The following is an 11,152-nucleotide window of genomic DNA, read 5'->3' as shown; positions in this document are numbered from 1 at the left end:
TTGGCATAAGCTAAATGCGAAAAGTATTTGCTCACATCGCCAGAGGCATCGCACCAGCCGCCGCGCAGATCAACTGTTTTATCGCCGCCATAAAGCTGAACGGCTGCGTCGGCCTGTAACTCGGTTGGCGTGTTGGCGCGCTGCCTGTTATAATAACTCAATACCGATGGAATGGTAATTACCGCCAGCGCATTCTCCTTAATGTCAAACCAATCAGATTGGGAATGAAAATCTTTGGTACCAATGTAAACCCTGTATTTTCCTTCCGCCTTAAATTCCGAAAAATCGGCCTGGTAAAAATATCCGTCCTTGTCCCATTCCTCTACCTTTAATGGCCCTTTTAATGGAGCAATATATACAGCATTACCCTTTGAATTTTGTAACGAAAAAAGTATCCCCTGACCAAGTTTAGTGTCGCACCGCACAACAACAGTTTTTGCGCCCCGCGCATCATATCCCACCTGGTTCATATAAAAAACAGGTTCGGCTTTGCAAAGGCCGCAAAACAGCGTGAAGAAAACAGAAAGGATAAGCTGGCAGCGATTAAACAGGTTCATGTAAATGCGGTTTATTGATGCTTGCAATTTACAGCATTTACAAACCGGCCGTTAATGATCCCGGTTAAAAAGCGTTAACCTTTACCCCTAATTCACCACTACATTGTATTTAAGCAACCCTGGCTATCTATTGAGGGCATTAAAAACAAACTATTAAATACCAACTGCTTTACCCTTTTATTTAGTTAACTTTGAAAAGTTACAAAAATTAGCCACTGTAACAGGCTGATAATTACAACGCACTATACCAGGAGATTTTACAAGCTCCTTAACCCGATAACCGAAGCCCTTGTATCCATACTATACGAGGGCTTTTGCTTTTAAAAAACGATTATGGACGAAAGAAATTATTTGATGACATGGCAAAAGTACATGCCTGTAATACGCCTGCACTTAAAAAGAAGTATGCAGGAAGAACAGCAGTTTAAGCTCAATATTACCGATTTTGAAGCGGCAGGCAGCAGAGGTAAATCCGGCTATACGTTTAGCATCAACATGGAAAACGGCAAGGTTACCAACAACATAAGTGGCTCGGCAGTGGCCCGTGATTTATACGAGCTCCTTAAAGCCGACAATGCGATCAAAGAGCTTTTAAAAGATAAGAATGTAAAAGTGAGCGTTGGCAAATCGTTCGTCCTAAGCATTAAAACCACGCACCTATCTTCTTACAGATAATAATATCCGGAAGTAATTTCAAAAAGGAAATAACCTGTTGGTTATTTCCTTTTTTTATGAGAGGTCTTTTTGCTTTTACCTGAAGAAGAAGAAGATTTTTTTGAAGACGACTTTTTAGACGACGAATGTTTTACAGATGACGAATGCTTTGATGAATGACTGCTCTTTTTAGATGACCGTCCGTGTCTTCTGCGTGGACGGTAACCCTCTTCATCAATGTTCTGATCAGCCGGTCTTTCCATTTTCCTGATCTTAGGGCCAAAATCGATAGCTTCATCATGGAAAAACTTATCAAAAGGATTGAAATAGTAAATATTAGCCGCATCATAGATCTTGATACTGGCTTTTAAACGGTTATCAAAAGCTTCTTCATCTTTAAGCTCTGGAGCAGTCCACCCGGCTTCGGCCAAACCTGCAATACGGGGAAACAACATAAAATCAAGGCGCTTTTCAGAACCGATCATTTCTGTCCAGATGTTGGCCTGCACACCTATGATCTGTTTAGATTGCAGATCCTCGTTGGTTTGCATTTGCTTTTCGGGGAAACCATAAACGCTGCCAACAGTGTTGTACACACCTTTCCATCTGCGGCCGGAGATATGATCGGCATCCTGCACAAAATCAAAATACATTGGCAGGCGAGGGCAAAGTACCACCTGATAGCCTTTTTGTAAAGCTAAATGAAGCTGGCCGGGCATGTTTTGCCGCCACCAAAAAATAATGGTTTTATCAGCAGGCAGGTTTGTGCCGGTTGCTTCGTCCCAGGCCAATACTTTATTACCCGCGTTAATAGCCGTATCAGCTATACGCTTAAAGAAATAGCGCTCCAATGCACCTACATCGGCAAAACTGTTCTTCTGCATGAATCCGGCAATTGAAGGATTAAGCGACCAGGCTTTCACACCTAAAGCCACCTCGTCACCACCTAAATGAATCATTTTTGAAGGGAACAGCGCGCTGGTTTCTTTAATGATATTACCAAGGAACTGATAGGTGCTATCAATTGAAGGGTTAAAAGTAAAATTAGGGTAGCCTTCAACACTGCCGCCGCTAAACTGCGGATAGGCTTTATTGGCGGCTGTTGCATGACCCGGCATATCAATTTCAGGGATCACAGTTATATACCTTTCGGCTGCATAAGCAATGATATCTTTGATCTGAGCCTGGGTATAATATTGAGGATCGGCCGATGAATCACTGTAGTTTCCAATTCCTCCAATCAGCGTTAGTTTTGGATATTTTTTTATCTCCAAACGCCAGCCCTGAGCATCGGTTAAATGCCAGTGAAATTTGTTCAGCTTGTAATAGGCCATCCAGTCAAGGATCTGCTTCACCTTTTCCATGCCAAAAAAATGACGCGATTCGTCAAGCATCAACCCACGCCACTGATAGCGTGGCATATCGGCTATTGTTAAGGATGTCAAGTTGATATTTTCGCCGCGGGGCTGGTCTTTGATCAATTGCAATAACGACATTATACCGTAAAATATTCCATCTTTATTTGATGAAGATATCGTGATCTCTCCCGACGATATTTTAAGCGAATATGCTCCCGGTGTTGGGTCGCCATTAGTTAATAACAGGTGGATGAGACTGCCTGCATCTTTATTATCCACAGCAAGTGTAAAACCGGCCGACTGGCTTACCTGTTTCTGAAAGTAACGGGCTATCGGCAATAGAGAAGCATCATTTACGCCAACGGTACTGTGGTTATTAAAAGTAAACTGCCCGGTGCCGTTAACAACAGACTTGGGCTGAGGAATTATATTGACATTTTGCGCCCGCACATAGCCGGAAAACAAAAGAAATACAAGTGCGATCTTAAATTTCATTTAAAAACAACTCAAATAGTTTGGGGCTGCTATGATATGAATTTTCTTTCAAAAACAGGGTAATTTGTTTGTAACAAAGTGTTTAAATCTTAAATCAAGCAGGCTACTCTTAGTAAGATCATCAACTCCTTATGAAATTACCCGCCAATGCGCTCCCATAGTTGTATACATTACTTTACAATTTTTGAGGTATGACTGTGAAGTTTAGCTATAGCAGCATGTGAAGCGCTGCGAAAATCAATGAAATTACCGCAGCGCAAAAGAACAAACCTCAAAACCACACGTTCTGATTTTATGTAAATTATTAAATTACAGCAATTTACATAAAAAACAATCATCATATTCTATGAACCAGGCTCGCATTAAAAGAGCGGGAAGGAATATTTCAGGCCTGTTATCCCGCAACAGATATTTCGTTATTACTTCAGTGGCGATTTTTGGTTTAGCTGCGTCAGCATACCTTCTTTTTTCATCCGCTAAATATAAAGTGCGGGTTGAATTATCTCTTTCCGGCGACGAATCAACAGGAAGTGCAATTAAAGACCTTCGTTCTAAAATCGCCGTACAAAAAGCCATCAGTTCATTACCATTTAATGTAAGTTATTATCGTAAGAGCACCTTCAAGGAAACAGAAATTTATGGCGATTCGTTACCCATTAAATTTATGCTTGGCAAGGGCAGCATCTATAATTCACCTACTGAAATCACTATCAATTTAATCAATGACCACGTTTGCCGGGTTGATCAAAATGATGTACTCACAGACATTTCTTTAAATCATCCGGTTAAATATGGCTCTTTGAATTATATGATAGTAAAAGGCCCTGCATTTAAACCCGTGCAATCGCCATTAACAATAAAGCTGAATACTCCGGCTGATTTAGCCGAACACTTCAGCAAAAATCTGAATACAAAAGTTTTAAGCAGTAATACTTTTGAATTGAGCTTAAATGCAGAAAATGCTCAAAAGGGACAGGATTTTTTAAACAAGCTAATTGAAATCATCAACGCTCAATATGCCGGCGAAAACTTACACGAAAAACCAGCAGCAAACAATTCCTACTTAACAAACCTGAACGATAGCATAGCCTACTATAAAACTATAGCCAACAAATACCAGGAACAGCTAAATGTGCTAAACCACATAAAAAAAGCAACGCCCACAGTTGCCACCGAAAAGCAAAAGCTAACATTAAATGTACTTGAGGCCATTAAACCTTACCTCACAAAACCCAATAATGCGTTCGTTTTAATACCCGATGGCTATGATGTTAATGACAATCATATAAAAAAACTCATACAAGATTTTAACAATGCACAGCTTGAAAAGCAAAGGCAGTTGCAGGATTCGGACGTAGCCGATGCAAGCGTATACGCTTTTACCCTGGAGATAGAACCATTAAAGAACGAACTTTTAAACGCGATAACACGCAGAGATGAGCAAATAAGGGATAGCAGCCAACCTAAATGGTCAAGGTCTGTAGGAGCTTTTGTATTATCGCAACTGAATGATTCGCTGGCCCAGGTAAACGCGCTGATCAGTAATAAGCAAAAGCAGTATAACAGGAACATAAGCAATATGAATGCCCGGAGCGCAGCTCCCTGGCTAACTGTAATACAAAAATCAGATATCAGAGAGTCTATGGTTCCTAAATCATTATTGATTTATCTCCTTGCATTATTGGCGGGTTTGCTGCTACCGGTTTTCATGCTTACACTTATTAACTACTTGTCATCGGTAAAAAGAGTAACTCTCCAAACTGGCGATCATTAATAATATAAAACTTGAAACGAAAATATTCTTATTAAAACATAACCACTGAAACCATGAAAACGAATTATTTAAAATCAGTCACATCGGCCTTAGCCGTATTGTTTTGTTTGGTGTCCTTTGCCGCTATGGCCGGTAACCCGGATGCCCCGGCCAGGAAAAAAGATGATGTTCCGAAAAAAATGTCGCCGAAAGCCCTGGCTAATCTGAAGATCAAAAACATTCAATTTGGGTTTAACAAGGCAACTATTCCAGACAACGCGCACGGCAACCTCAAAAATGTAGCCAAGCTCATGATCGATAACAACGCATCGCTTAAGCTGGGCGGCTATGCCGATAACAAGGGCGCATATGTATATAACTGGATGTTATCAAAAGCAAGGGCCGAAGCTGTAAAGGCATATCTTGTACAAAACGGTGCCGACTCATCTCGTATTGCTGCAACTGAATACGGCTATACCCATCCAATAGCATCAAACCAAACACCAACCGGTCGTCAGAAAAACAGGCGTGTTGAAATCCATTTTACAAACTAAACATTGAGCATCTGGCATAATACAAAACGGCCGATCAGGGTTTCTGATCAGCCGTTTCTGTTTTCATAGGGGTAGATAAAGATTATTTCCAGCCGCCGCCTAATGAGCGGTAAAGCTCGGCGTTGGCGCTAAGTTGTGCCATTTTTATAGAGGCAAGTTCTAATTCACCTTGTAGCACATTGCTTTGAGCAGTAATTACTTCAAGGTAGTTAGCAAGGCCATTTTTAAACAACATACTGGCATTGCTGGTAGCTTGCTGTAAAGTTTTAACACGGTTAGCTGCGATAGTTTGTTGTTCTTTTAATTTTTGCAACCTTACTAAAGCATCCGATACTTCGCCCACAGCATTCAATACCGACTGGCGGAACTGGATCACCGATTTTTCGCGATTAACTTTGGCAACCTCATACTGGGTGCGCAGTTGCTTGCGTTGCAACAAAGGCTGTGCTATGCCACCTGCAACTGTACCGAACAATGAAGCCGGAATATTAAACCAATTGCTCGATTTAAAAGAGTTTAAACCACCCTGACCGGTAATAGTTAACGATGGATAAAGCTGGGCTTTAGCAATACCTACCCTCGCGTTAGCAACGTTCAAAGCCAATTCAGAACTACGTACATCCGGCCTGCGGCTCACCATTGCTGATGGCACACCTGCCGAAAGGGTTTCAGGGAAAGTGATATCATTAAGGGTAACGCTACGCTCAATAGCATCAGGCAACCTGCCTGCTAAAATGCTTAAGCCATTTTCCTGAACGTTGATATCGCGTTCAAACTGAGGAACTAACTGTGCTGCGGCTTCTAACTGAGCCTGGGCCTGCTGAACACCTAACAGGGTTACCTGACCGGCATCGTACTGCAATTTGATGATGCGTAAAGTACTATCGTTCAGTTTTACGTTTTTCTTTGCAATATTCAACTGTTCGTCAAGCATCAGGAGATTATAATAACCTTGAGATACACTTGATACGATGTTAGTTTGAACAGCCCGTTTTGCTTCATTAGTTTGCAGGTACAGGGCTAAAGCTTCGCGGTTTTGATTGCGGATCTTACCCCAGATATCAGCCTCCCATGAAAGGGCTAAATTTGCATTATAATCTTCGATATGTTTAGTACCGATACCATATTGTTTAATGCTTAAACCATTGATACTATTGTCTGACGGACGGTTAGTGCTTGCTGTAACGTTTAAGCCTAAAGTAGGTGCGTAGTTCCATTTAACCTGTTTAAATTGCAACTCTGAGGCTTCAATGTTTTTAACCGCCACCTGCATATCGTAATTTTTAACGATGGCGCTGTCAATCAGCTTTTGAAGAGCAGCATCAGTAAAAAAGTTTTTCCATTGCAAGTCGGCAATGCTGCTGGTATCGCCGGTGGTAACCGCGTTCCTGAAGGCTTCAGGTTGCGCGTCCTTTGGCGTAGCAACATCTTTTGAAACTTTACAGCCGGCAAGCACCACCAGTGCTAAAGCCAAACTGCCTATTATATTTTTCATTGTTATATCTTTTTTAAACTATCACGGATTTAAAGGTCCGTGATAGTTTTAGTTGATGTTTGATTGATTAAGCTGAATATTCGTTTTCAAGAACTACAGCATCCTTACCATGGTCGCCGGCAGCGGCAAGCGGCTTAGGTTTGCCACTAATACGTTCCTGCAAGCCCTGGAATATCACGTATAGTACAGGTATGATAAACAAACCTAACAATACACCTGAAACCATCCCGCCTGCTGCACCAATACTGATAGAGTGGTTACCCTGTGCAGATGGGCCGGTAGCGATACTCATCGGGAATAAACCGAATACGAATGCCATAGAGGTCATGATGATTGGACGGATACGGAGCTGCGCGGCTTCAATAGCCGATTGAACAAGCCCGTGCCCTGCCTTTCGCCGTTGCACCGCAAACTCTACGATCAGGATGGCGTTCTTCGCTAACAAACCGATAAGCATGATCAGCGCTACCTGTACATAGATGTTGTTTTCGATACCGGTTAAGCCTAATACAATAAACACACCGAATAAACCTGTAGGTATTGAAAGTATTACCGCCAATGGCAGGATATAACTTTCATACTGCGCTGATAACAGGAAGTATACGAACACCAAACACAATAGGAAGATCACAGTTGACTGACCACCTGAAGCGATCTCCTCGCGGGTTTGACCTGTAAACTCATAAGCAAAGCCTTGTGGTAATTGCTCTTTAGCAGTTTCCTCTATTGCCTTGATGGCATCACCAGAGCTATAGCCTGGTTTAGGGATGGCATTGATCTCGATAGAGTTGAACAGGTTATAACGTGAAGCAGTTTCTGAACCATACACACGGGTTAATTTAACCAGGGTGTTGATCGGCACGTTTTCGCCTGATTTGTTTTTAACAAACACACGGTCAATTGCTGAAGGATCGGTCCTGTCGGCAATATCAGCCTGAACTACCACACGGTAATATTTACCGAAACGGTTAAAGTCTGATGCCTGTGCAGTACCAAAGTAAGCCTGCATTGTTGAAAGGATATCTTTCACACTTACACCTAACTGGTTTGCTTTTTCATCATCAACCTCTAATTGTAACTGAGGATAATCCGCTTTGTAAGAAGTAAAGGCAAAAGCAACCGCAGGTTTCTGCATCAGCTTAGCAATAAAGTTATTGGCAACACCGCTAAATTTATCCAGTCTGCCGTTGGTTTTATCCTGCAGCATCACGTCAAGCGCCTCAACGTTACTGAAACCAGGAACAGTTGGGAAACTGAACACGAAGAAAGTACCACCCGGAATACCTGCTAATTTGCCTCTTACTATGTTCTGGATAGCGTCGATATTTTTAACCTCGCCCCTCTCTTCAGTAGGTTTTAACAACAGGAAGATAACACCTGCAGATGGGCTACTTGACTGGGTTAAGAAGTTAAAACCAGACAACGCGGTAACAAATCGTGCAGATGGCAGTGTTTTCAACTGATCTTCAGCTTGCTTAAATGTTTTATTAGTTCCTGCTAAGGAAGTACCTGACGGAGTATTAACAGCTATGGCCACGAAGCCCTGGTCTTCTGTTGGGATAAAACCTGTCTTGGTTTTGTTTACCATATAAACTGTGGCAACAATTACTAAGGCAAGGCCGGCCATACTGATCCACTTGTTGCGGATAAGAACTTTCAAGCCTCCAACATACCTGTTGGTCATGTAATTAAAGCCACCATTAAAGCCTGCATAAAATTTTTCTACAAAGCTTTTCTTAGGAGCAGCATGACCACCTTCACTATGTTTATTCTTTAAGAATAAAGCAGCCAAAGCAGGACTTAAAGTTAAAGCGTTAACAGCTGATATAATGATAGATATAGCCATGGTTAACGCAAACTGGCGATAAAAGATACCTGTAGAGCCAGTCATGAAACTCACCGGTAAAAATACCGCCGCCATAACCAGCGTAATAGATATGATCGCACCGGTAATTTCGTGCATCGCTTCAGTAGTCGCCGCTTTAGGGGTAAGACTTGGATCATGCTCCATTTTGGCATGCACCGCCTCCACCACCACAATGGCGTCATCCACCACAATACCAATGGCGAGAACCAATGCGAACAAGGTTAACAAGTTAACCGAGAAACCGAACAGGTTCATAAAGAAGAACGTACCGATAATAGCAACCGGAACCGCTATCGCCGGGATCAATGTAGACCTGAAATCTTGCAGGAATATGAATACTACGATAAATACCAAGATAAACGCTTCCACCAATGTATGCTCAACCTGGTTGATAGACTCATCAAGGTCGGTTTTGGTACGGTAGAACTGGTTGTATTTGATACCAACAGGGAAATCTTTTGATAATTTCACCATCAGGTTATCGATAGCGATCTGGATTTCGTTGGCGTTTGAACCTGATAACTGGATAATACCAACGATAATACCGTCATGGCCGTTCAGGTTACTTACACTATTATATGAATAAGCACCCAGTTCAACGCGTGCTACGTCTTTCAAACGCAATACCGAGCCATCTGCATTAGCACGGATAGCGATATTCTGATATTCCTCTGGCTTGGTAAGTTTACCTTTATATTTAATTACGTATTCAAATGCTTCGTTGCTGCGCTCGCCAAATTTACCTGGCGCTGCTTCAAGGTTTTTGTCCTGTATAGCGGCGGTTACTTCGGCAGGTGTAACATTGTAAGCTGCCATTTGGGTTGGATTTAACCAAACGCGCATAGAGTAATCTTTAATACCACCAAAAATACTGGCAGAACCTACACCCGGGATACGTTTAATTTCCGGAACGATATTGATCTGTGCATAGTTGGCTACAAAGGTTTGATCGTATTTTTTAGGATCCTCTGAGTAAATCGCCATAGCACCAATAAAGCTGTTTTGCTGTTTGGTAGTTGTAATACCATATTGCAAAACCTCGGCAGGTAACTGGCTTGAAGCCTGAGAAACACGGTTTTGAACGTTTACCGCTGCCTGATCGGGGTTGGTGCCTTGTTTAAAGTAAACGGTGATACCTAATGTACCGTCATTACTGGCGGTAGAGGTCATATAGGTCATATTTTCCACACCGTTAATTGCTTCTTCTAATGAAGGCGTAACGGAACGTAAAATAGTTTCGGCGTTGGCGCCCGGATACACAGCAGATACCAATACTGACGGAGGGGCAATATTAGGGAACCGCTCTAAGGGCAGTTTTGTTAAACCAAGTACACCCACTATCACCAACAATATGGAGATAACAGTTGAGAGTACCGGTCTTTCTATAAATTTCTGAAACATGACTTTAAAGTTTAAGTGTATGTATTATTTCTTAACTACAGCGGCTACTTTGTCTGAAGCCTTTTGCGGCTGGATAACCATGCCTTCCTGTAGTTTATCTATGCCCTCTAACACGATCTGGTCGCCGGCTTTAATAGCCTCTTTGTCTTTAACCAGGTAATGATCGCCTGATTTACCAACTATGTCGATAGGCTGTTTTTTAACTTTGCTGCTATCGCCAACGATAAATACAAATACTTTGTCCTGCATTTCAATAGTTGAGGCTTCAGGTACGATCAAAGCATCTTTATGGCTCAGGCTTAAACGGATCTTACCGGTATTGCCTGAACGTAAAAGACCGTCAGGGTTTGAGAAATTTGCCCTTAGTGTGATAGCGCCGGTGTTTTTATCAAACTGGCCGTCAACGATGTCAATTTTACCTTGTTTAGCGTATTCGGTGTTATCAGCAAGTAATAATGATACCGATGGTACATTTTTCAGTTTATCTTTCAGGTTAGCACCAGGATATTGTTCTTTAAAGGCTACGAAATCTTTTTCGCCCAATGAAAAGTAAACGTGTACGTCATGTACATCTGATAATTGAGTAAGTGCTGCAACATCCGCTGGGCCTACCAAACTACCTTGTTTCTTTGCCAAAAGACCAATATAGCCACTAACAGGCGCTTTTATTAAAGTATAACCTAAGTTGATCTGCGCTGTAGCAACATTAGCTTTTGCCGATTCGATATTGGCTTTGGCAACTTCAGCAGCTGCTTTGGCTGTTTTCAACTGGTAGTCGGATACTACTTTGTTGGCAACAAGCGGGGTTAATTTTTCAACTTCCAGTTGTGCGTTTACCTGTGCTGCTTCGGCGGCGTGTAAGCTTGCCAATGCGTTATTTAAAGCTGCACGGTATGGTTGTTCGTTAATTTTAAATATTGGCTGACCGGCAGATACGAATGCGCCTTCGTCAACAAATACTTTATCTAAAGTGCCGCTTACCTGTGGCCTGATCTCTACATTAACAGTACCTTCAATT

At 42.0% G+C, this 11,152-nt stretch carries 8 protein-coding genes; 3 read left to right on the top strand and 5 right to left on the bottom strand.

Annotated elements, in window-relative coordinates; all coding sequences use genetic code 11:
• On the bottom strand, positions 1 to 557 hold a 557-nt coding region (locus VF500_RS06245), incomplete at its 3' end, for a cellulase N-terminal Ig-like domain-containing protein (protein WP_330858841.1).
• 333 nt (positions 558 to 890) lie between these two features.
• Here VF500_RS06245 and VF500_RS06240 point away from each other — a divergent pair.
• Positions 891 to 1,232: a hypothetical protein gene (locus VF500_RS06240; protein ID WP_330858840.1), complete on the top strand. Its 342-nt coding sequence runs from the start codon at positions 891 to 893 to the stop codon at positions 1,230 to 1,232.
• A gap of 41 nt (positions 1,233 to 1,273) precedes the next feature.
• On the opposite strand, the gene VF500_RS06235 is transcribed toward VF500_RS06240, so the two are convergent.
• A complete protein-coding gene (locus VF500_RS06235) occupies positions 1,274 to 3,064 on the bottom strand; it encodes a beta-N-acetylhexosaminidase (RefSeq protein ID WP_330858839.1) in 1,791 nt (596 codons plus the stop codon).
• A gap of 346 nt (positions 3,065 to 3,410) precedes the next feature.
• Between VF500_RS06235 and VF500_RS06230 the strand changes: the two genes are divergently transcribed.
• Positions 3,411 to 4,838, top strand: coding sequence for a hypothetical protein (locus VF500_RS06230; RefSeq protein ID WP_330858838.1), 1,428 nt, complete (start codon positions 3,411 to 3,413; stop codon positions 4,836 to 4,838).
• A 53-nt stretch (positions 4,839 to 4,891) separates the two neighbouring features.
• The gene (locus tag VF500_RS06225; RefSeq protein WP_330858837.1) at positions 4,892 to 5,371 is read left to right on the top strand and encodes an OmpA family protein; all 480 of its coding nucleotides are present in this window, start codon (positions 4,892 to 4,894) and stop codon (positions 5,369 to 5,371) included.
• Positions 5,372 to 5,453: 82 nt separating this feature from the next.
• Here the strand turns inward: VF500_RS06225 and VF500_RS06220 are convergent, their stop codons facing one another.
• The 3 genes from VF500_RS06220 to VF500_RS06210 form a co-directional block, all read right to left on the bottom strand.
• Complete coding sequence (locus VF500_RS06220; RefSeq protein WP_330858836.1) at positions 5,454 to 6,866, bottom strand: TolC family protein; 1,413 nt, start codon at positions 6,864 to 6,866, stop codon at positions 5,454 to 5,456.
• Between the two features lie 67 nt (positions 6,867 to 6,933).
• The gene (locus VF500_RS06215; RefSeq protein WP_330858835.1) at positions 6,934 to 10,134 is read right to left on the bottom strand and encodes an efflux RND transporter permease subunit; all 3,201 of its coding nucleotides are present in this window, start codon (positions 10,132 to 10,134) and stop codon (positions 6,934 to 6,936) included.
• Between the two features lie 24 nt (positions 10,135 to 10,158).
• A partial coding sequence (locus VF500_RS06210) for an efflux RND transporter periplasmic adaptor subunit (protein WP_330858834.1) occupies positions 10,159 to 11,152 on the bottom strand: 994 nt, incomplete at its 5' end.

Origin of the sequence: Mucilaginibacter sp. (assembly GCF_036383575.1) — a bacterium.
Classification (GTDB): Bacteria; Bacteroidota; Bacteroidia; order Sphingobacteriales; family Sphingobacteriaceae; genus Mucilaginibacter.
The sequence above is the reverse complement of the archived record's forward strand: the minus strand, read 5'-3'. Positions and strand labels throughout refer to the sequence as shown.

Bases quoted from the DNA above. Each gene is read 5' to 3' on its own strand.
- VF500_RS06230 (WP_330858838.1), top strand. From the start codon at position 3,411: ATGAACCAGGCTCGCATTAAAAGAGCGGGAAGGAATATTTCAGGCCTG.
- VF500_RS06215 (WP_330858835.1), bottom strand. From the start codon at position 10,134: ATGTTTCAGAAATTTATAGAAAGACCGGTACTCTCAACTGTTATCTCC.
- VF500_RS06220 (WP_330858836.1), bottom strand. From the start codon at position 6,866: ATGAAAAATATAATAGGCAGTTTGGCTTTAGCACTGGTGGTGCTTGCC.
- VF500_RS06225 (WP_330858837.1), top strand. From the start codon at position 4,892: ATGAAAACGAATTATTTAAAATCAGTCACATCGGCCTTAGCCGTATTG.
- VF500_RS06235 (WP_330858839.1), bottom strand. From the start codon at position 3,064: ATGAAATTTAAGATCGCACTTGTATTTCTTTTGTTTTCCGGCTATGTG.
- VF500_RS06240 (WP_330858840.1), top strand. From the start codon at position 891: ATGGACGAAAGAAATTATTTGATGACATGGCAAAAGTACATGCCTGTA.